This is a genomic window from Larsenimonas rhizosphaerae (assembly GCF_026240105.1).
Classification (GTDB): domain Bacteria; phylum Pseudomonadota; class Gammaproteobacteria; order Pseudomonadales; family Halomonadaceae; genus Larsenimonas; species Larsenimonas rhizosphaerae.
In genome coordinates this window covers 593,451-612,976 of record NZ_JAPIVE010000001.1, presented here as the reverse complement: position 1 = coordinate 612,976, position 19,526 = coordinate 593,451, and the positions used below count along the sequence as shown (strand labels likewise).

General features: G+C 54.0%; 22 protein-coding genes and 2 tRNA genes. 8 read left to right on the top strand and 16 right to left on the bottom strand.

The annotated features are described in order from the left end of the window. Positions 1-8: 8 nt before the first annotated feature. Genes moaA through mobA form a run of 5 tightly spaced genes read right to left on the bottom strand, consistent with a single transcriptional unit; the run spans position 9 to position 3,461 of the window. Positions 9-998 carry a GTP 3',8-cyclase MoaA gene (gene moaA / locus OQ287_RS02820; protein WP_250936495.1) on the bottom strand — a complete coding sequence of 330 codons (990 nt, stop codon included), beginning with the start codon at positions 996-998 and terminating at the stop codon, positions 9-11. After that, positions 995-1,444: a molybdenum cofactor biosynthesis protein MoaE gene (locus OQ287_RS02815; RefSeq protein ID WP_265895512.1), complete on the bottom strand. Its 450-nt coding sequence runs from the start codon at positions 1,442-1,444 to the stop codon at positions 995-997. The genes moaA and OQ287_RS02815 overlap by 4 nt, the downstream gene beginning before the upstream one ends. After that, complete coding sequence (moaC, locus tag OQ287_RS02810) at positions 1,445-2,242, bottom strand: cyclic pyranopterin monophosphate synthase MoaC (RefSeq protein WP_250936493.1); 798 nt, start codon at positions 2,240-2,242, stop codon at positions 1,445-1,447. 4 nt (positions 2,243-2,246) lie between these two features. Next, the gene (gene mobB, locus OQ287_RS02805) at positions 2,247-2,798 is read right to left on the bottom strand and encodes a molybdopterin-guanine dinucleotide biosynthesis protein B (protein ID WP_265895511.1); all 552 of its coding nucleotides are present in this window, start codon (positions 2,796-2,798) and stop codon (positions 2,247-2,249) included. 57 nt (positions 2,799-2,855) lie between these two features. Continuing rightward, the gene (mobA, locus tag OQ287_RS02800; protein WP_265895510.1) at positions 2,856-3,461 is read right to left on the bottom strand and encodes a molybdenum cofactor guanylyltransferase MobA; all 606 of its coding nucleotides are present in this window, start codon (positions 3,459-3,461) and stop codon (positions 2,856-2,858) included. 88 nt (positions 3,462-3,549) lie between these two features. On the opposite strand from mobA, the gene OQ287_RS02795 reads away from it, so the two are divergent. Next, on the top strand, positions 3,550-4,149 hold the full coding sequence (locus OQ287_RS02795; protein ID WP_265895508.1) for a cupin domain-containing protein: 600 nt from the start codon (positions 3,550-3,552) through the stop codon (positions 4,147-4,149). Between the two features lie 58 nt (positions 4,150-4,207). Here OQ287_RS02795 and upp read toward each other — a convergent pair whose 3' ends face one another. The 5 genes from upp to OQ287_RS02770 all read right to left on the bottom strand — a co-directional run bounded on the left by upp (position 4,208) and on the right by OQ287_RS02770 (position 7,391). Next, positions 4,208-4,837, bottom strand: coding sequence for a uracil phosphoribosyltransferase (upp, locus tag OQ287_RS02790; protein WP_250936489.1), 630 nt, complete (start codon positions 4,835-4,837; stop codon positions 4,208-4,210). 65 nt (positions 4,838-4,902) lie between these two features. Beyond that, positions 4,903-5,607, bottom strand: coding sequence for a uracil-DNA glycosylase (ung, locus tag OQ287_RS02785; protein WP_265895507.1), 705 nt, complete (start codon positions 5,605-5,607; stop codon positions 4,903-4,905). Positions 5,608-5,610: 3 nt separating this feature from the next. After that, positions 5,611-6,108 (bottom strand): xanthine phosphoribosyltransferase, encoded by a 498-nt coding sequence (gpt, locus tag OQ287_RS02780; RefSeq protein WP_250936487.1) that lies wholly within the window; start codon positions 6,106-6,108, stop codon positions 5,611-5,613. Positions 6,109-6,147: 39 nt separating this feature from the next. After that, the gene (locus tag OQ287_RS02775; protein ID WP_250936486.1) at positions 6,148-6,693 is read right to left on the bottom strand and encodes an adenine phosphoribosyltransferase; all 546 of its coding nucleotides are present in this window, start codon (positions 6,691-6,693) and stop codon (positions 6,148-6,150) included. 83 nt (positions 6,694-6,776) lie between these two features. After that, entirely contained in the window at positions 6,777-7,391 is a 615-nt protein-coding gene (locus OQ287_RS02770) for a riboflavin synthase subunit alpha (protein WP_265895506.1), read from the bottom strand. 285 nt (positions 7,392-7,676) lie between these two features. Between OQ287_RS02770 and OQ287_RS02765 the strand changes: the two genes are divergently transcribed. The 4 genes from OQ287_RS02765 to OQ287_RS02750 all read left to right on the top strand — a co-directional run bounded on the left by OQ287_RS02765 (position 7,677) and on the right by OQ287_RS02750 (position 10,733). Next, positions 7,677-8,711 (top strand): methionine ABC transporter ATP-binding protein, encoded by a 1,035-nt coding sequence (locus OQ287_RS02765; protein WP_265895505.1) that lies wholly within the window; start codon positions 7,677-7,679, stop codon positions 8,709-8,711. Continuing rightward, entirely contained in the window at positions 8,701-9,354 is a 654-nt protein-coding gene (locus OQ287_RS02760; RefSeq protein WP_250936483.1) for a methionine ABC transporter permease, read from the top strand. The genes OQ287_RS02765 and OQ287_RS02760 overlap by 11 nt, the downstream gene beginning before the upstream one ends. Positions 9,355-9,451: 97 nt before the next feature. Beyond that, complete coding sequence (locus OQ287_RS02755; protein ID WP_284732724.1) at positions 9,452-10,213, top strand: MetQ/NlpA family ABC transporter substrate-binding protein; 762 nt, start codon at positions 9,452-9,454, stop codon at positions 10,211-10,213. Between the two features lie 64 nt (positions 10,214-10,277). Continuing rightward, positions 10,278-10,733 (top strand): GAF domain-containing protein, encoded by a 456-nt coding sequence (locus tag OQ287_RS02750; protein WP_265895504.1) that lies wholly within the window; start codon positions 10,278-10,280, stop codon positions 10,731-10,733. 279 nt (positions 10,734-11,012) lie between these two features. On the opposite strand, the gene OQ287_RS02745 is transcribed toward OQ287_RS02750, so the two are convergent. The 5 genes from OQ287_RS02745 to glpK form a co-directional block, all read right to left on the bottom strand. Then, positions 11,013-12,149 (bottom strand): hypothetical protein, encoded by a 1,137-nt coding sequence (locus tag OQ287_RS02745; RefSeq protein ID WP_265895503.1) that lies wholly within the window; start codon positions 12,147-12,149, stop codon positions 11,013-11,015. Between the two features lie 216 nt (positions 12,150-12,365). After that, positions 12,366-12,442: transfer RNA gene (locus OQ287_RS02740), tRNA-Val, on the bottom strand. A gap of 22 nt (positions 12,443-12,464) precedes the next feature. Then, a tRNA-Val gene (locus OQ287_RS02735) sits at positions 12,465-12,541 on the bottom strand. Positions 12,542-12,619: 78 nt separating this feature from the next. Continuing rightward, positions 12,620-13,336: an MIP/aquaporin family protein gene (locus OQ287_RS02730; protein WP_250936480.1), complete on the bottom strand. Its 717-nt coding sequence runs from the start codon at positions 13,334-13,336 to the stop codon at positions 12,620-12,622. A gap of 76 nt (positions 13,337-13,412) precedes the next feature. Next, positions 13,413-14,906: a glycerol kinase GlpK gene (gene glpK / locus OQ287_RS02725; RefSeq protein WP_250936479.1), complete on the bottom strand. Its 1,494-nt coding sequence runs from the start codon at positions 14,904-14,906 to the stop codon at positions 13,413-13,415. 206 nt (positions 14,907-15,112) lie between these two features. On the opposite strand from glpK, the gene OQ287_RS02720 reads away from it, so the two are divergent. Together OQ287_RS02720 and glpD are read left to right on the top strand one after the other, a co-directional pair. Then, entirely contained in the window at positions 15,113-15,886 is a 774-nt protein-coding gene (locus OQ287_RS02720; RefSeq protein ID WP_250936478.1) for a DeoR/GlpR family transcriptional regulator, read from the top strand. Between the two features lie 112 nt (positions 15,887-15,998). Continuing rightward, complete coding sequence (gene glpD, locus OQ287_RS02715; RefSeq protein ID WP_265895500.1) at positions 15,999-17,534, top strand: glycerol-3-phosphate dehydrogenase; 1,536 nt, start codon at positions 15,999-16,001, stop codon at positions 17,532-17,534. A 60-nt stretch (positions 17,535-17,594) separates the two neighbouring features. On the opposite strand, the gene OQ287_RS02710 is transcribed toward glpD, so the two are convergent. After that, complete coding sequence (locus OQ287_RS02710; RefSeq protein WP_265895499.1) at positions 17,595-18,971, bottom strand: class II fumarate hydratase; 1,377 nt, start codon at positions 18,969-18,971, stop codon at positions 17,595-17,597. A 110-nt stretch (positions 18,972-19,081) separates the two neighbouring features. Between OQ287_RS02710 and OQ287_RS02705 the strand changes: the two genes are divergently transcribed. Further along, complete coding sequence (locus OQ287_RS02705) at positions 19,082-19,501, top strand: secondary thiamine-phosphate synthase enzyme YjbQ (protein WP_265895498.1); 420 nt, start codon at positions 19,082-19,084, stop codon at positions 19,499-19,501. Positions 19,502-19,526: the final 25 nt, after the last annotated feature.

Below are 19,526 nucleotides of genomic sequence, written 5' to 3'. Positions count from 1 at the left end.
ATCACTACCTACCCCCCGGTCATGTTCATCATTCGAACAACCTGGACATCACCATCTGTCGTGAAATGGTGGCGCTCGGGCTTGAGCGACATGGCATCGACTATTGTCTGCTTCAGGTATTCAAGGTTGCCTGGATACTCCCTGATCACCTGCTTCAGGTCAACCGAATGCTCATTACCCAGGCATAGTAACAATCTACCCTCGACAGTTACCCGTACCCGATTGCAGTCGGCGCAGAAATTATGCGAGTGCGGTGATATGAAGCCAATCTTGCTGCCCTCGCCGACCAGTCGATAGTATCGCGAAGGCCCCAGCGTTGTTTCAGCCAGGGGAAGCAAGTCATACCTTTCCTCGATACGGGCGCGAACTTCATCGTTGGACATGAATGTCTCATCACGACGATGGTCTGACACGTCTCCCAGAGGCATCTCCTCGATAAAGGAAATATCAATCCCTTCGTTACAGGCAAACTGCACAAGATCAAGGATTTCATCATCATTGCGATTTTTGAGGATAACGGCATTAAGCTTGATGTGTTCAAACCCGGCCTTTTTGGCCGCTCTCATCCCCGCCAATACCTTGTTCAGATCACCCGTACGCGTGAGTGCCTTGAAGCGATCGGGCCTGAGCGAGTCGAGACTGATGTTGAGCCGGTCCAGCCCGCCCTGCCGAAGTTCCTCGGCGTATCGGTCCAGCATTGACCCGTTGGTCGTCATCGCAAGATCGCGCACACCCGGCAACTTGCCGATGCGGCTGACAAGATCACTGACACCGCGCCTGACCAGTGGCTCTCCCCCGGTCAAACGAATCTTTTCCACACCCAGTGATGCAAATGCCTCCGCCACAAAAGCCAGCTCATCAATGGACAACACCTGGCTTCGAGGAAGAAACTCCATCTCTTCGCTCATGCAGTACACACAGCGAAAATCACAGCGGTCAGTAATCGAAATGCGAACATAACGGATCCTGCGATCAAAGCCGTCAATCAAGCTACTCATTTATCTCTCCATCTGGACACGGCCTTGTCATCCAGCTCTTTTGCAGCAACCCAGCAGACCTCTTCCTGCGTGTGCTCTTTTTTCCAGAAAGGCGCCCTGGTCTTCAGATGATCCATGATGTAGTCGCAGCTTTCGAACGCTGCGTGGCGATGCGCGGATGCGGTCATGACGAGAACAATATCTTCCCCGCGCCCCAGGTAGCCTGTGCGATGAATAACACTGACGCCCTCAAGTGACCACCGGATCATGGCATCGTCAACAAGGTCAGCCAGCACGCTTTCCGTCATGCCCGGATAATGTTCAAGCGTAAGCCCACAGACCTGTTCATCGGCCAGGTCCCTGACACGACCCACGAAACTGACTACCGCGCCAATACTGCCTGTTTCGCCCACCAGTACGTCATACTCATGAGATACATCAAAGGGTTCCTGCTGGATACGGATCATTCAGCCCCCGGTTACAGGTGGGAAAAAGGCAACTTCATCACCCGGGGAAAGGAGATGGTCTTCACTGGTCATTTTTTGATTGACAGCGACCATCAGACGCCCTGCCTGGAGGCGAGAGGGATCAAAGTCCCCCCGAGCGATCAGGCAGGCTTTCAGCCCTGCAACGGTCAATGGCTCGACGGCTTCAATATTGATATCCAGCATGCCGGCCCGAGCATGATCACGCGCCTCACCAAAGAACCGAACACACAGCAGCGCTGTCGACATACTGCTGCCAGCAGCATCCTCCTTTTCCTCGGGTACCGCATTCCCTGGTGCGACAGTATCCTCCCTGCTCCAGCTACCGCTCTTGCCGCCGGTCTTTTCATTTACACGAATGTCACCAATCACCATACGACGATCTACAGCCTTGCACATGTCGAACAGGGTAAGACATGTAGCACTGACTGCCGTCAATGCCTCCATCTCAACACCCGTCTTGCCATCAGTACGGCATGTCGCCATCACATGAATACCCCCTTTGGTCATATCGATATCCATGTCGATACTGACATGCGTCAAGGGCAATGGATGACACAATGGAATCAAGTCAGACGTTCTTTTGGCGGCCTGAATGCCGGCAATTCGTGCCGTTGCCAACACATCGCCCTTGGGAAGCGCCCCATCAACCAGCAGCTGTAACGTATTCGGCTGCATGGTTATAAAGCCTGTTGCCGTAGCGGAACGTGAAGTAACCGACTTGTCGCCCACATCGACCATGTGAGCCTCACCGCGGTGATTGATATGTGTCAGGGACATTTACCTACTCATTCGTTGATGTAAAACCTGCCCGCCAGAGCTGAACCCAGCGCGCCACTTCGTCAGGGTTGTCGAGGGGTAATCGTGTCAACGCAGGAAACAATGCGGGATAATCGGTGACTACCGCCAGCGACCTGGCCAAGTACGCTTCTTCCTGCTCGGAAGGCAGATGATTTCCCCGGTGCAGCCACAGCCGTGGCAAACCCGCCACGTCCTTGAACCCTTCGAGCAGTACAAGATCAGGAGCAGATTTGCCAGCATAGTTCAAAAGTTCCTTCAGCGTTGGCAAAACGCCGGGGCACCATTGCCCCTGCTGCTCAAGCCCGTTGGCAGCACTCAAAAGCACATCGCTGGCCCCTGCAGAGCGAAAGCGTTCACTGTCGGAACCAGGCTGAAAGGGAACCACATGATGATGCGAATGCTTGATAACAACGACGATGCAGGATGGCCCCGCCATGCGTGAGACCATTGCTTCGATCAACGTGGTTTTTCCGCTGTTGCTGAATCCCGAAATACCCAGGGTGACTACCGGCGCTGGACTACTGTCATGTGGCAAGACGACACCCCGGCAATATTGAAAGCATGCTAACCATTGTAGCAGATACCTGACTTTTCAACTCAAGTATCTGGCGACCAGCTCGACATCCGCTGGCGTATTTACGTTCATGAATTCATGAGTAGCCGAAACATTCACCTCAATCACGGCATGACGTTCATACCAGGCCAGAATGCGGCGCCCCCCCGCATTCAGGAATTTTTCAAGGTCTTCCACCAGGCAGGAACGCACCATGGCCACGGCAGGGTGGCTACGCTCACTGTCACAGGCATAGGCAATATCGACATGCGACTCGATTGCTGCGCGGCAAAGCTGTTCGAGAACAAGCGTTGTGATCAGCGGCACGTCACAGGGAACGACCAGTACCCACGCACACTCACTGGCACTGAGTCCGGCATGCATACCCGCCAATGGGCCGGCAGACTCGCCGACACAGTCCTCGACAACATCCAGCCCCAGCGTGTGATAGACATCGATGGAGCGATTGGCACTGACAAGAACATTGTTTACCAGGGGCACAAGCGCGGCTGCAACATGGCGCACCATCTCGCGCGACCCGATCCTGACAAGCCCCTTGTCTACATGACCGAGTCGACGCGCCTGCCCACCTGCCAGGATCAGCCCACTGATAGAATGCGCCGCCGGATCAAATCTCTCGCTCATGGGCTACATCACCTTAAATCAACGCGTTATCCTGTTCGAAAAGAAAAACGCTTTAACATAGCCACCCCTACAGGACATTTCTCTACTCATGCAAGAAAAGCCTCCGGTGATGGACGTTGGCAAACGTCTGAAGCAGCTGCGACAACATCACAATCTCTCACAGCGGGAACTGGCCAAGCGTGCCGGCGTGACCAACAGCACCGTCTCGCTGATAGAGCTCAATAATGTCAGCCCCTCCGTCAGCTCACTGCGCAAGATACTGGACGCCATTCCGGTATCTCTCAACGATTTCTTTACCGATGAACCCGCAGAACACCACCGCTTCTTCTACCATGCCGATGAACTTGCCGAGCTTGGTGATGGTCATTTGTCATTCAGACTGATTGGAGCCTCGAGGCGCAACCGCAAAATGACCATCCTTCACGAGCACTATCCGCCAGGAGCAGACACCGGTGACGATATGCTTGCTCATGAAGGCGAGGAAGGCGGCGTCATCGTAGAAGGCGAAATAGAACTGACCGTGGACGGCGAAAGCCGGCACCTGTCAAAGGGAGATGGCTATTACTTCGACTCTACCCTGCCACACCGGTTTCGCAATACCAGTAACGTCACCTGCATCATTGTCAGCGCCAATACCCCGCCCTCCTTTTCAGAAGGCCTCCGCCATCATGGCAGTGAGTCGACCTGACAAAAAAAAGCGCTCATGACAGGCATGAGCGCTTCTTGACATTCACAACACGCCGAAATCAGCGCGTTCCAAAAATCTTGTCACCCGCATCGCCAAGACCAGGTACGATGTAGCCGGCTTCATCCAACCGCTCATCTACCGAAGCGGTGTAGATTTCGACATCAGGATGGGCCTTCTCTACCCGCTCTATTCCTTCCGGGGCTGCTACAAGTACAATCACCTTGATCTGCGTACACCCCTTGGCCTTGAGCATATCAATGGTGGCAACCATTGACCCGCCGGTGGCAAGCATTGGATCAATGACAATTGCCAGACGCTCATCAAGATCACTGACGAATTTCTCGAAATAAGGAACTGGCTCAAGCGTGTCTTCGTTACGGTACAGTCCCACGACACTGATACGTGCACTGGGGAGCAATGCCATGACACCGTCCATCATGCCCAGGCCGGCACGAAGTATCGGGACAATCGTGACCTTCTTGCCCTTGATGTGTTCGACTTCGATCTGCTGGCCGCTCCAGCCATCCACCATGGTTTTCTCGACTTCAAACCCCTTGGTAGCCTCATAGGTCAGCAGTTCTGCGACTTCGGAGGCCAGCTCGCGAAAGTTCTTGGTACTGACACGAGCTGTACGCATCAAGCCAAGCTTGTGCTTGATCAGTGGGTGATCGATTTCATGTACGCTCATGCGGCGTCCTCTTTAGATATATTTGACGTTAGTATCATGCATAAACGAGATCATGTCCGTGCCGTTCATGCTGTAGTGGCCGTATCGGGCACTGTCGGCAACCGCCAGTCCACTGGCGCAATACCATGCTCAGTCAGAAACTGATTGGCTTTTGAAAAATGCCGGCACCCAAGAAAGCCGCGATGGGCCGACAACGGTGAGGGGTGCGGTGCATGAAGCACGAGGTGTTTCTCCTGATCAACAAAGGCAGCCTTTTTCTGGGCATAGCTGCCCCACAGTATGAACACCACGTGATCACACATTTGGTTGACAGTGTCGATCGCCTGATCGGTAAAGGTTTCCCACCCCTGATTTCGATGCGAAGCAGCCTGCCCCTGCTCTACAGTCAGCACACTATTGAGCATCAGCACCCCCTGCCGGGCCCAGGCTTCCAGAAAGCCATGATTGACCGGCTCGAAATCAACCGCATCCGCCTGCAATTCCTTATAGATATTGACCAGCGACGGTGGCACCCGGACACCTGGCCGCACGGAAAAGCATAATCCATGTGCCTGACCCGGGCCGTGATAAGGATCCTGTCCGAGGATAACAACCTTGACCTGATCAAGCGGCGTAAGGTGAAAGGCATCAAACCAGTGAGCGGAATGCGGATAGATCACCTTGCGAGCCTCTTTCTCTTCGGCCAGAAAATGGCGAAGCGCTTGCATGTAAGGCTTTTCCAGCTCATCTCCAAGATGGCGCTTCCAGCTCGGCGGCAGCGGGTTGGGCATGACTCAGGACTCCGGCTCACCATGCTGGCGAGACACCAGCGGCTCGATATAGGAAAGCCCCATATCCCAGGGAAACTGAATCCAGGTATCCTGCCCCACGTCTTCAAGGCAATAATCCACCAGCGGCTTGCCTTCGGGCTTGGCATAAATGGTGGCAAAAAAGGCACGGGGCAGCATGTCACGTACCGCGCGAGCGGTCTTGCCGGTGTCCACAAGGTCATCGATCAGCAGCCAGCCGTCACCATCATGGTCGATGCCTTTCAGTACCTGAAGGCCGCCCTGATCCATATGGTCATAGCTTTTGATGCATATGGTATCGATCAACCGGACATCAAGTTCGCGCGCAACCAGAGCTGCCGGTATCAACCCGCCCCGCGTAATGGCAATAATCCCCTTGAAAGAGGTTTGCCGGGCCAGCAATCCATGGCAAAGAGCGCGTACATCACGATGCAGGCGATCCCATGAAATAGTCAGGTGTGCTTGATAACGTTCAGTACTCATGGACACTCCGCGCCAATGTATCTGTCATGACAATTACTTTTACTCACTTTCCAGAAAACTGCATACCGCAAAGACGTTGTGGCCTTCTTCACGAATCCTGCGGGACCCACCCAGCTCGGGAAGATCGACAATCGTGGCGGTTTCCACCACCTGTCCACCACTGCGCTGTATCAGTTTGGCCGCTGCCAGCATGGTGCCGCCGGTGGCGATCAAATCGTCCATCACAAGGATTCGATCCCCTTTCTGAAAGGCATCAGAGTGCAGTTCAACCGATGAATGGCCATACTCCAGCGAGTAGGTTTCACTGATGGTCTTGAACGGCAACTTGCCTTTCTTTCGTACCGGTACAAAGCTGCAGCCCAGCTCATATGCCAGTGGCGCGCCGATAATGAAGCCACGCGCATCGATCGCAGCAATCGCATCCAGATCAAGCTCCTGATAGCGATGTACAAAACTGTCAATCAGTTTCCTGAAGGCCGAACTGTTCTGCAAAAGCGGCGTAATATCGCGGAAATTGACACCTTCCTGCGGCCAGTCAGGCACGGTACGAATCACCGACTTGATGTAGTCACCGTAAATACTCATTCGTCGAGCACCTTCCCTATATCGATCCATACCGGATGAAAAACCGAGCATACTACCCAAAACGGGCGTTTTAATCGAGCCGATCAAACCATACTGCGTGTCTTGAGCACTCGCTCAACGGTTTCCACGATCGCCTGAGTCTGAGGATCAATTTCAATATTGACCTCATCCCCCATTTCCTTGTCAGCCAGCGTGGTACGCGCCATCGTTTCCGGAATCAAATTGACGCAAAAGGCGCCTTCACGCAGCGCTCCCACGGTCAGGCTGATGCCATCAATACCAATATATCCCTTGTCCAGAATAAAGCTCTGAAATCCGTCCGGCACACTAAACCAGATACGGAGGTTATTGGGCGCCACATCCAGCTCGGTGATGGTGGCACGACATGAAATATGTCCGGACATCAAATGCCCTCCGATATCCTCACCGAATCGAGCCGCGCGTTCGACATTGAGAAGATGACCAGGCTCGCACTTTTCAAGTGTCGTCAGGTGCAGCGTTGCCCGCATCAGATCAAATGTGACTATCGCCCCATTCATCGATGTCACGCTGAGGCAGCATCCATCAACCGACACCGATGCCCCGAGCTCCAGACCCTCCAGCATATGCTCCGGCAGGCGCAGGCCAAGCCGGGAAAGTCCGGGCAGCAACTCAACGCTCACTACCTCGGCACATCCTTGAACGATTCCTGTAAACATCGCACTCTTCCCCGCATGTTTTTGAATAAGGCCTATCCACGTATCCGGCCAGTGACCGCCCTTTAGCCCACTACAACCGTGTATACTTGCCATTCTGCCACGCGTTGACAGGGCGAGACGAGCCTCCTAAGATTGCGCTCCAATTTTAGCGCCGATTTGTACCTGGATTGCGGGGCGCATTATCAAATACTGCTAAAAGGGTGTGTCCAGCGTTGAGCCACCCTTCACGGGTGGCTTTTTTTATGCTCAAACACCCATTCAAGAACAGGGTTTCCCTCAGGCACCATGATACGACTTGAACATCTCAGTAAATTCTATGGCTCCGGCCAATCAGCGGTTGCTGCCCTGCAGGATGTGGAGCTTCACGTCCCCGAAGGAAGTATTACAGGCGTCATTGGAGTATCCGGAGCGGGCAAAAGCACCCTGATCCGCTGCGTCAATCTTCTTGAACGCCCCACCAGCGGCAAGGTATGGGTTGACGGTCAGGATCTGACCTGCCTCGATGAACAGGGCCTTAGAAAGGCACGCCACGATATTGGAATGATATTTCAGCATTTCAATTTGCTGGATTCCCGTACGGTCTACCGCAATATCGCCTTTCCTCTGGAACTCATGGGACTCAACAAGGCGGCAATCCAGCAGCGCATTACGCCCCTGCTTGAGCTGACCGGCCTGACCGACAAGCGTGACAACTATCCATCAGCGCTTTCCGGTGGGCAGAAACAGCGTGTAGCCATTGCACGAGCGCTGGCGAGTCGACCCAAGGTACTGCTGTGCGATGAAGCAACATCAGCGCTTGACCCTCAGACAACAACTTCGATTCTTGAATTATTGCGTGAGATCAACCAGGAACTGGGGCTGACAATCCTGCTGATTACACATGAGATGGAAGTCGTTAAATCGATCTGCGACAGCGTGGCACTGATCAGTGATGGGCGTCTGGTGGAAACCTCTCGTGTCGGCCCCTTCTTTACGCGGCCGGGTACCGAGCTGGGGCGCGCCTTTCTGGAAGACTTTCTGCGTATCGAGCCGCCACGCTCCCTGCGCGAACGCCTGGAAAGCAGCGCGCCGGATAAACCTCACCCCATCGTCAGGCTGGTCTTCAACGACGAGAATGTCTCTTCACCGCTGATCTCGCAGCTGGCACGAGAATTCGAACTCGACATCAGCATCCTGCAGGCAAGAATCGAAGACATTCAGGGCCACACTCTGGGGCTGATGATCGCCGAATTCAGAGGCAGTCCTGACCAGATTCAAACAGCACTCGCCCACCTTGAATCCATGCAACTGACCACGGAGGTACTGGGATATGTCGAGTAGCATGATGACATTGATTGGCCAGGCAACACTGCAGACCCTTTACATGGTACTGATCAGCGGGCTGATTTCCGGCGTACTGGGACTGGCGCTGGGGCTGGCTCTTTATACCACTCGTCCGGGCCGCTTCCTGGCATGCCCACCGGCCTTTTTAATCATCAGTGCCATCGTTAATATCGGGCGCTCCATTCCCTTCATCATTCTCATGGTTGCCATCGTTCCCTTTACGCGACTGATCGCCGGCACCTCCATCGGTACCAATGCGGCAATGGTTCCCCTGACAATCGCTGCCATTCCCTTTGTTGCTCGCCTGATCGAGGGTGCGCTCAACGAGATCCCCTCCGGATTGATCGAGGCAGCCCAGGCAATGGGGGCATCCCCCTGGCAGATAATGACCAAGGTTCTGATTCCCGAGGCAAAGGGTGGCATCATTACCAGCTTCACCATTACTGCAGTGACGCTGATCAGCTATTCCGCCATGGCAGGTGCAGTGGGTGGCGGCGGCCTGGGCGATGTCGGCATTCGATACGGCTACAATCGCTTCGAACCCGTCATCATGCTTATCACCGTGGCCATTCTGGTGATCATGGTCCAGGGCATCCAGACACTGGGTGATCAACTGGTCAAAAAGGCCAGTCATAAGTAGAAGGCGGCAAGCCTTCACCTTTTTACTCGCAGGGAGAGTACTTACTATGCGTTTTCCACTTCGTTCCATGGCACTGGCTGCCGTTACGCTTGGCACCATGACCCTTGCAGGCTGTGGCGGCGATACCGCCAGCGATGACAATGTTGTCAAGGTCGGCACCATGGCCGGCCCCGAAACCAGTGTCATGGAAGCGGCCAAAAAGGTAGCCAAGGAAAAGTACGATCTCGATGTTCAGATTGTTGAATTCACGGACTACAACTCGCCCAATGCGGCGCTGGCTGATGGCAGCCTTGATGCCAATGCCTATCAGCACAAGCCCTACCTTGAAAACATGGTCAACGACCGTGGTTATGACTTCGCCATTGCCGGTAACACCTTTGTGTATCCTATCGGAGCCTATTCCAAGAAATATTCCGATATCAATGATATCCCGGAGGGTGCCACGGTAGCTCTGCCCAATGATCCATCCAACGAAGGGCGCACCCTGATCCTGATGGACAAGGAAGGCCTGCTGACGCTGAAGGACAACACGAACCTCAACGCCACGCCGATGGATATCGAAAAGAATCCGCATGACTACCAGTTCCGCGAAATAGACGCTGCTCAGCTGCCACGCACCCTGGATGACGTGGACATGGCCTTCATCAACAGCACCTATTCACAACCTGCTGGCCTGCCACTTAGCAGCGCACTGATTCGTGAAGGCGCAGACTCGCCCTACGTCAACCTGATCGTTGTTCGCAAGGGCGATGAGAACAGTGAAAAGATCAAGCATCTGGTAGAAGCCTATCAGACAGATACTGTTGTCGAGAAAGCGAAGGAACTCTTCCAGGGCGGCGCGGTTGCCGGCTGGAAGTAAGCCTTTAAATTCGAAAAAATGACCAGGCCTGCCTGGTCATTTTTTATTGTAAAGGGAAAGAGTCATGTCTTATGCCATGATGGAAAAGCAACTTGCCGCGCTGCTTGATACCACTGACGTTACTACCAATGCTGCCCAAATGAGCGCTTTCCTGTTTCAGGAGCTCAAAGACGTAAACTGGGTTGGCTTTTATATTCAACGAGAGCCCCGCATTTTGAGGCTGGGTCCCTTTCAGGGCAAACCGGCCTGCAACCCAATACCGTTCGATCAGGGCGTATGCGGGAAGGCTGCTCGCACCCTGACAACGCAACGCGTTGCCGATGTGCATGACTTCCCTGGCCATATTGCATGTGATGCCGCATCACGCTCGGAGCTGGTGATCCCCATCACACTCGAAAGCGGGCTTTGGGGAGTACTGGACATTGACAGCCCTGAACCTGACCGTTTTTCTGAAGAAGATGCTGCCGGCATCGAAGCCCTGTGCCGCGTATTTATACAGCAGACAGCCTTTATTTCCTGAGCAGAAAAAAGGGCGCCCTCAAGCGCCCTTTCCTTTTGAGAGTACTCACGGCGCAAGCTGGCAGGCATCAATGGATGAGAAACAGGATCCTCCCGTAAAATGACCAGAGTCCCACATCACCTGCCAAAGAGTCACAAATGTTGCAGTGCGGGCATTTTCATCACACGGCACGCCAGCTTCGCCAATCGGACAAGCCAATCGGCATGACATCAAATCATGCGCTTCCACCGGTTTTTTGCCATCGTCACCGGCAATGCATTGCAGCCTGCCTTCCCAGCTCTACATTTCACCTTCAGATGAGCTGATAACCCCGTCATTCCCGCACGCACTACTACTGCCGTTCTGGATGGCGTGTTCAACAGGTAAACGAGCTATCACCTGCCCGGATCCTGTCATGACGCCACCAATGCGGTTATCGCATCTTTCATCCGAGAAAATACTGACCCATCCATGAATACAGTAATTGGCACAGGCCGTATTATTGAAAAACTGCTGATAATTATCCGCGCTGATACAACTACCATCTTCGGCACCATTACGGCATTCCCACCAGTTACCCTGAAAGTAGCAGTCATGCACCGCCCGCCCATGAATGCCCTTGCCGGAAACATGTTCAAAGCTGTTGTCTACAAAATTCCAACCAACAAGCTCACCTTCAGCCACAATACAGTCATGCACACACTGGAACCTGTTACGGATAAAGCGACCTGCCATACAAGTGACAGCGCCAGTAATGCGGATAGCCATGCCCGTACGAGTAAAGATGTTATCAACAAGACTGACTTCACCCCCATCCGGCATGACAACAGCTTCCTTGAAGGAGTTGAAGGTACAATCCTTGATGACATTGCCGTAACCCAGTAAATGCAGCCCGCCTCCCTTTTGATTACAGCCATCGAAGGCAATACCCTGTACGCTCCCGCCCACATTAATGAACATCGGGCCATCAAGGCCTATACCTGCTACCACATTTGAATAGGCAGACCGCTGACCAAACTCATCACACGCCCCACCTAAAAGGCTGACATGGCCAACAAGATCCACGCTTTGCCCTATCCTGTAAAAGCCCTCATGAGGAACAACCACAGTGCGAGCTTCCTCGTCGGCCACTGCTGCTATGAAGGCAGGAGCACTATCCTTCTCGCCTGATGGATCTGCCCCCCAATTCAGAATATTCCCCCGTTCATGGTGCTCTAAAAGGCGCTTCCAGCGGCATCCCTTGCGAGAGACAATCACAAGACCATTGTCATCCCCGCTGGATGTGTCATCGGAAGCCACAAATCGCCCACCACCGTGGCAGAAGTAGGTGTGATAAAGCACTTGCACCACCTGACCGTCCAACAACGGTTCATAGGCGCGCAGCGCCTCGATGTGCTCGATCGTAACAATCGTGTCGAATGCAGTCTGATCAGTCACGAGCGCCCCTCAGGTAATTACTTGAAACAGGAAAATGCAAAAGAATGAATCGATGCTTAAATCCATAGTTTTAACAAACCAGCACTTTTCTGCCTTTAATACTGCGGGTTTCCGAGAGGCTTACACCCCGCACCGCGATTAATAGCGGTCTGCAACTTGTGGAAGGGGTTAAAAACAAAAAAAGCCCGATCCATAAGGATCGGGCTTTTAATATTCTGGTAGGACCGAGCGGATTTGAACCGCTGACCTCCACGATGTCAACGTGGCGCTCTAACCAACTGAGCTACGGTCCTTCACTTGTCATTACTTCCAGCATGGTAGGACCGAGCGGATTTGAACCGCTGACCTCCACGATGTCAACGTGGCGCTCTAACCAACTGAGCTACGGTCCTGCTGCCGGGTCATGCCCAAGTAACGATGCGCTATTCTACGGATTTTTTCTTTTCATGCAACCGTTTAGCGCAAAATAATCACATCAGTTGCATCCACATGTAGGCACCAATGCACGCACCGAGTACAGGACCCACAATTGGCACCCAGGCATAGCCCCATCCGGATGCGCCCTTGCCTGCAATGGGAAGTATGGCATGGGCAAGTCGCGGCCCGAGATCACGTGCAGGATTGATCGCATAACCGGTAGGGCCACCCAGCGACAGACCGATTGCCCATACAAGCCCGCCCACAAGAAACGGCAGCATACCGCCAGCGATATCACCGGCACTTACAATCGCCCCGATCCCCACGATCAGTGCAATCGTGCCGATGACTTCACTGATGATATTGCCGACCGGATGGTTGATCGCCGGTGCCGTACAGAAAACGGCCTGCTTGAGTCCGGGATCATCGGTTACCTTCCAGTGAGGCAGATACATCAGCCAGACCAGCACACCACCGGCAAAACACCCGGCTATCTGGGCCAGAATGAAACCACCCACAACGGCCGGATCCGTATACATGCCCATGACCCACTTCGCTACGGTTACCGCCGGATTGATATCAGCGCCCGGCGATCCCATCGCATTGGCCACAAAGACCGCCACCATGACCGCCAGCCCCCAGCCCGTGGCAATCACCATCCATCCTCCATCCTTTCCTTTCGAGCGCTGCAGCAGCACGTTCGCTACTACCCCATCGCCGAAGAGAATCAATGTCATGGACCCAAAAAACTCACCTATAAACGCATGCATGAAGCTCGCCCCTTTTTTTAATTATAAGGCCGCTGGCACGCCTGGGTCGGCGTGCCGAACCAAATTGGAAGGTTGCTCAGTCGTTATGGTCTGATTTGACGCGAGCCACCGCATCAAGCCAACCGTCATAGAGCTTTTCACGGCGGTCTTCGGGCAGACGAGGTGTAAATGACCGATCCTTGTGCCACAGGGTGGCGATCTCTTCGAGCGAGTCGTACCAGCCCAGCCTGAGACCGGCCAGATAGGCCACGCCCAGTGCAGTGGTTTCAAGTACAGTGGGACGATCAACCTGAACCCCCAAGATGTCGGATAAAAACTGCATGACCCAGTTGTTGCTTACCATGCCACCGTCTACACGCAACGTGTCAGTGGAGGCCTTGACGTCACGGTTCATGCATTCCTGCAGGTCACGCGTCTGATAGCACACGGACTGCAGGCCGGCCGCCACCAATTCAGGAATACCTGAATTGCGGTTCAGACCGAAAATGGCCCCGCGTGCATTGGGATCCCAGTGAGGCGCACCCAACCCGGTAAAGGCAGGCACCAGATAAACACCATGATCTTCACTGGTTGCACGGGCCAGCTTCTCGGTCTCGGAAGCATTGGAAAACAGCTTCAGGCCGTCACGGAGCCACTGAATGGTGGCACCAGCCATGAAAATACTGCCCTCCATCGCATAAGTAACCTTGCCATCGATACGATAGCCTACCGTGCTCAACAACTTGTTATGAGACGTTTCGGAGTGCTCACCGGTGTTCATGATCATGAAGCAGCCGGTACCGTACGTACTCTTGACCATACCAGGTTCAAAGCATGTCTGGCCGATCAGTGCTGCCTGCTGATCACCAGCCACCCCGGCAATGGGAAGACTCGCGCCCAGCAACTGTGCTTCGCTGCGTCCAAAGTCATCGCTGCAATCCATGACCTCTGGCAGCATCGACTCGGGCACACCAAACAGATCAAGCAGCTCCTTGTCCCAGGTCTGATCATGAATGTTGAACAGACAGGTGCGTGACGCATTGGTGGCATCGGTACGATGAACCGCCCCGCCTGTCAGTTTCCAGATCAGGTAACAATCGACGGTGCCGAAAAGCAGATCGCCCTTTTCAGCCCGCTCGCGAGCGCCGTCCACATTATCAAGAATCCACCGCACCTTCGTGGCCGAGAAATACGGATCGATCAACAGACCGGTCTTGGCCTGAATCATATCCGTATGGCCCGCATCACGAAGGGATCGGCAATAATCACCGGTACGGCGATCCTGCCAGACGATGGCGTTATAAACGGCTTCACCGGTATTCTTGTCCCAGATCAGCGTTGTTTCGCGCTGATTGGTAATACCGATACCAGCCACGGAATGAACCGTCTTGCCACTGTTGGTAATGGCCTGCTTGACGGTCCTGAGTGTGGATCCCCATATATCATCGGGATGATGCTCTACCCAGCCACTATTGGGAAAATGCTGCGGAAATTCTTCCTGCGCAAGGGAAACAATATTCCCTCCCTTGTCGAACAGAATAGCGCGAGAACTGGTAGTGCCCTGATCTATAGCTAGTATTAATGAAGTCATACGGGGATCCTTGATAGCGACAAAGACATGTTCACTTATTTTCGATTCCGAACATTGGCTACAGTACTGGCTCGCCTCGCTGAATAACAAACAAAATATGTCTCATTGTCGTTAGACATTGGTATCGTCAAGACACGCCTTACTACAACAGGTATGTAATCCCCGGAACACGCAGATCAGCACAATCAGGTAAGGAAGCGCGTGAAATGGCACAGTTGAAACGTCAGACCGAGATGGTCAATCTGATCGAACAGCAGAAGTACGTCAGCATCGAACAGCTGACAGCCCGCTTTGATGTCACCCCGCAGACACTGCGACGAGATCTCAATGCGCTGGCCGAGCGCGGCCTGATTCGCCGCGTACACGGCGGTGCCGGTGCCGTTGAATCAAGCACGGTGAATACTGCCTACACGACGCGCAAGACCCAGCACTACAATGAAAAGAAGGCGATCGCGGAAGCGCTGGCAGCCTGCATCCCCGATCGCAGCTCACTGTTCATCAATATCGGCACCAGCACCGAGCTTGTGGCTGAAGCGCTATTGAATCATCAGGGACTGGAGATAATCACCAACAACCTCAACGTCGCCGCCATGCTGCACAAGAAGGAGGACTTCAACGTAATCGTCGCGGGTGGCGTCGTCAGATCACGAGACGGCGGCATCATCGGAGAGGCAGCCATCGACTTCATCAATCAGTTCAAGGTCGACTTTGGCATCATTGGTATCAGCGGCATAGATCAGGATGGCGATCTGCTTGAATTCGACTATCAGGAAGTACGAGTTGCCCAGGCCATTATCAATAACTCCCGCAATGTGTTTCTCACGGCAGATCACTCGAAGTTCATGCGCAATGCCGTAGTACGCCAGGCCCATATCAGCCAGATCACAGCGCTTTTTACCGACCAGCACCCCCCTGAATCCCTGTGCAGGATCATGGAGCAGCATGATGTCCGCCTGACCATAGCCACACCGGCAATATAGGCCAAAGACCTATTGATGTTCGAACGAACATCAATTATGTTCTATTCCGAACATTCGTGGACAGCCGCTCCAACGCGCGTCCATGTACACCTATTTTTCGGCGGAGAACGTCATGTCAGATCAGGCAACGCCCTTATTGGACCTCTATGTCATCGGCGGAGGGATCAACGGCACGGGCATCGCATGCGATGCAGCAGGACGCGGCATGACTGTAGGCCTGTGTGAACAGGCAGACCTGGCCAGCGCGACGTCCTCCGCATCCAGCAAATTGATTCACGGCGGCCTGCGCTACCTGGAACATTACGAATTCAGGCTGGTGCGTGAAGCATTGCACGAGCGTGAAGTGCTGCTTAAAAAAGCCCCGCACATTGTATGGCCGATGCGTTTCATCCTGCCCCACCAGCCCCATCTGCGCCCCGCATGGATGCTGCGTGCAGGTCTGTTCCTTTATGACCATCTGAGCCACCGCGACAGCCTGCCCAGCGCCAAGAAAATCAAGTTTGGCCCGGATACACCGCTGATCCCGGCCATCACCACGGGATTCGAATATTCGGACTGTTGGGTTGATGATGCGCGCATGGTCGTACTGAACGCACTTCAGGCTCAGGAAAAGGGCGCTGAAATTCTGGTACGCACCCGGTGTGAAGCCGCCACGGTCAACAGCGATGGCCACTGGGAGCTGACCCTGAAAAATACCCTGAGCGGCGAGACGATAACACGTCGCGCGAAGGCTCTGGTTAACGCAGCCGGGCCGTGGGTGGAGTCCTTTATCAAGAAGGGAACCAGCCGCAAGCCGCGTTACGGCATAAAGATGATCAAGGGAAGTCACCTGGTCACCAAACGCATCAATACAGATGACCGGGCCTATATTCTTCAAAATGAAGATAATCGGATTGTTTTTGTCCTGCCCTACCAGAACGATTACAGCCTGATCGGCACCACGGACGTTGCTTATGAAGGCGATCCTTCCAAGGTGGTTATCAGCGAGGAAGAAACCAGCTACCTCCTGAAGGTATTGAACAGTCACTTCCGTGCCGAGATCACTGAAGATGATGTGGTCACCAGCTATTCCGGCGTGCGCCCGCTGTGTGATGACGAATCTGACGATCCCTCAGCCATGACTCGGGATTACACACTGCATCTGGACACTGAAAACGCACCGCTGCTGTCAATCTTCGGTGGCAAGATCACGACGTTCCGCAAGCTGTCTGAAGCCACCATGAAGGAACTATCACCCTACTTCCCGAAGATGAAGGAAAGCTGGACGGCAGAGGCTGTCATGCCTGGCGGGAACATCGAAAGTCGTGCAGCGTATGCACGAACACTCAAGAGCCAGTACCCGTTCCTGACGGAGGAACAGGCATCTCGCTACGCGTCAAGCTACGGCCGCCTGTGCGAGATCTTCCTTGAGAAGGTTAAAAGTCAGGATGAGATGGGGCAGGATTTTGGTGCCGGCATGACGGCCTGCGAAGTGGACTACCTGATGGACCATGAGTGGGCCAGAGAGCTTGAAGATGTCATCTGGCGCCGAACCAAAATGGATCTGCGTTTGAACGCAGCGGAAAAGAAAGTGCTCGAAAGTTATATCGATGCCCGTTGCGCCGATTACAGAAACAGCACTGCGTCCGCTGAAAGCACAACGTCCTGAGACTCATGCAGCATGAAAAAAGCCCCGAAAGGGGCTTTTTTCATGCCGGGTACAGGGCAGTTACTGAAGACCGCCATCGGTCAGACGTGCCGGGTCCAGATAACGCTCAAGCTCTTCTCGTGACAGCTCTGTCTCTTCTTCTGCCACGTCAATGATGGGACGGCCATTTTGATAGGCTTTTTTGGCAACCTTTGCCGCAGCATCGTAACCAATGACCGGATTGAGCGCCGTCACCAGAACCGGATTTTTTGATAACGGCGATTCAATGTTGTCTCGGCGCACATTAAAGGTCGCAATGGCCTTGTCCGCCAGCAGGCGCGAAACATTACTCAACAACGTCATGGATGAAAGTACATTGTGCGCCATCAACGGCAACATCACATTAAGCTGGAAATTTCCGGACTGCCCGGCAACGGTGATGGCAGCATCATTTCCTATTACCTGAGCAGCTACCTGAGCCGCGGACTCGGGGATAACCGGGTTCACCTTGCCCGGCATGATGGAGCTTCCCGGCTGCAATGCCTCCAGCTCGATTTCGCCCAGTCCGGCCAGAGGGCCGGAGTTCATCCAGCGCAGATCATTACTGATTTTCATCAGAGCACAGGCAAAAGCCTTCAAATGGCCGGAAAGCTCTACCGTGGCGTCCTGAGACCCCAGCCCGGCAAAGAAGCTATCCGCGGGTGAATACTCAAGTCCGGTCTGCTCGCTCAATTCGGCGGCCACACGGCCTGCAAACTCTGGATGGGCATTTATCCCTGTTCCAACCGCCGTACCGCCCTGGGCAATACGCAACAGGCGTTTCTGAACATCTTTCAGACGCTCCACCGACTGCTGGACCTGAGCGGACCAGGCGCCCAGCTCCTGACTCATGCGTACCGGCATGGCATCCATCAAATGCGTACGGCCGGTCTTGACAACGTCATCCAGTGAAGCCGCCTTGTCATCAATGACCGACTTCAAATGCGCCAGTGCCGGCAACAGGGATTGGTGAAGCGCAAGTGAAGCAGACACATGCAGCGCTGTCGGAATGGTGTCATTACTGCTTTGCCCCATGTTGACGTGATCATTTGGATTGACACTCAACGCATCGGTAGAGGCCAGATGAGACAGCACTTCATTTACATTCATGTTGGTCGATGTGCCGGAGCCGGTCTGAAAGACATCGACGGGAAACTGATCCGTGTGCTTGCCGGCAAGCAACGTATCAGCCGCCTTGATGATGGCATTGGCACGAGCATCATCAAGTAGCTCAAGATCCAGATTAGCCTGGGCAGCAGCCCGTTTTACGCGGGCTACGGCCTGAATGAAGGCAAAGGGCAGTGGCTGTCCGCTCACCGGGAAATTATTGATCGCACGCTGGGTCTGCGCGCCATACAGTGCGGATTCAGGAACCTCAAGTTCCCCCATGCTGTCACGCTCGGTGCGTGTATTGGCCATGATCTATTCTCCCGTACAATGAAGGTACATCGCGTGTCGGCCCTAGGATAGACCGAATACGGGAAGCATGCCGAAAAGTATAATTCGTCTCATTTGCAAATGGAGTCATTATGTGGAAACAGGACACGCTTGAGCTGCGGCCCAGAAAACGTGGCTTTCATCTCATTACATCAGAGGTGATCGATTTCCTGCCGGAGCTACGCAAGCTGAAGGTGGGCCTGCTTCATCTGCAGCTGCTGCATACCTCTGCCTCATTGACCCTGAACGAGAATGCAGACCCGGACGTGCGTCATGACATGGAGGCATTCATCAATGATCGAATTCCCGGCAACCTGCCCTACTTTCGCCACACACTGGAAGGCGACGACGATATGCCAGCCCATATCAAGGCCAGTTTCCTTGGAACGGAACTGACACTGGCGGTACGAAACGGTGGACTGGCAACCGGTACCTGGCAGGGAATCTGGCTGGGAGAACACCGCGACCACGGCGGGTCAAGGAGGCTGATGCTGACGCTTAACGGTGAATGAGCCAGCACAACGCGTACACACCACT

What these genes read in the sequence shown, in the direction of transcription:
- moaA (WP_250936495.1), bottom strand. Translation starts at nt 998, where the DNA reads ATGAGTAGCTTGATTGACGGCTTTGATCGCAGGATCCGTTATGTTCGC.
- OQ287_RS02815 (WP_265895512.1), bottom strand. Translation starts at nt 1,444, where the DNA reads ATGATCCGTATCCAGCAGGAACCCTTTGATGTATCTCATGAGTATGAC.
- moaC (WP_250936493.1), bottom strand. Translation starts at nt 2,242, where the DNA reads ATGTCCCTGACACATATCAATCACCGCGGTGAGGCTCACATGGTCGAT.
- mobA (WP_265895510.1), bottom strand. Translation starts at nt 3,461, where the DNA reads ATGAGCGAGAGATTTGATCCGGCGGCGCATTCTATCAGTGGGCTGATC.
- OQ287_RS02795 (WP_265895508.1), top strand. Translation starts at nt 3,550, where the DNA reads ATGCAAGAAAAGCCTCCGGTGATGGACGTTGGCAAACGTCTGAAGCAG.
- upp (WP_250936489.1), bottom strand. Translation starts at nt 4,837, where the DNA reads ATGAGCGTACATGAAATCGATCACCCACTGATCAAGCACAAGCTTGGC.
- ung (WP_265895507.1), bottom strand. Translation starts at nt 5,607, where the DNA reads ATGCCCAACCCGCTGCCGCCGAGCTGGAAGCGCCATCTTGGAGATGAG.
- gpt (WP_250936487.1), bottom strand. Translation starts at nt 6,108, where the DNA reads ATGAGTACTGAACGTTATCAAGCACACCTGACTATTTCATGGGATCGC.
- OQ287_RS02775 (WP_250936486.1), bottom strand. Translation starts at nt 6,693, where the DNA reads ATGAGTATTTACGGTGACTACATCAAGTCGGTGATTCGTACCGTGCCT.
- OQ287_RS02770 (WP_265895506.1), bottom strand. Translation starts at nt 7,391, where the DNA reads ATGTTTACAGGAATCGTTCAAGGATGTGCCGAGGTAGTGAGCGTTGAG.
- OQ287_RS02765 (WP_265895505.1), top strand. Translation starts at nt 7,677, where the DNA reads ATGATACGACTTGAACATCTCAGTAAATTCTATGGCTCCGGCCAATCA.
- OQ287_RS02760 (WP_250936483.1), top strand. Translation starts at nt 8,701, where the DNA reads ATGTCGAGTAGCATGATGACATTGATTGGCCAGGCAACACTGCAGACC.
- OQ287_RS02755 (WP_284732724.1), top strand. Translation starts at nt 9,452, where the DNA reads ATGACCCTTGCAGGCTGTGGCGGCGATACCGCCAGCGATGACAATGTT.
- OQ287_RS02750 (WP_265895504.1), top strand. Translation starts at nt 10,278, where the DNA reads ATGTCTTATGCCATGATGGAAAAGCAACTTGCCGCGCTGCTTGATACC.
- OQ287_RS02730 (WP_250936480.1), bottom strand. Translation starts at nt 13,336, where the DNA reads ATGCATGCGTTTATAGGTGAGTTTTTTGGGTCCATGACATTGATTCTC.
- glpK (WP_250936479.1), bottom strand. Translation starts at nt 14,906, where the DNA reads ATGACTTCATTAATACTAGCTATAGATCAGGGCACTACCAGTTCTCGC.
- OQ287_RS02720 (WP_250936478.1), top strand. Translation starts at nt 15,113, where the DNA reads ATGGCACAGTTGAAACGTCAGACCGAGATGGTCAATCTGATCGAACAG.
- glpD (WP_265895500.1), top strand. Translation starts at nt 15,999, where the DNA reads ATGTCAGATCAGGCAACGCCCTTATTGGACCTCTATGTCATCGGCGGA.
- OQ287_RS02710 (WP_265895499.1), bottom strand. Translation starts at nt 18,971, where the DNA reads ATGGCCAATACACGCACCGAGCGTGACAGCATGGGGGAACTTGAGGTT.
- OQ287_RS02705 (WP_265895498.1), top strand. Translation starts at nt 19,082, where the DNA reads ATGTGGAAACAGGACACGCTTGAGCTGCGGCCCAGAAAACGTGGCTTT.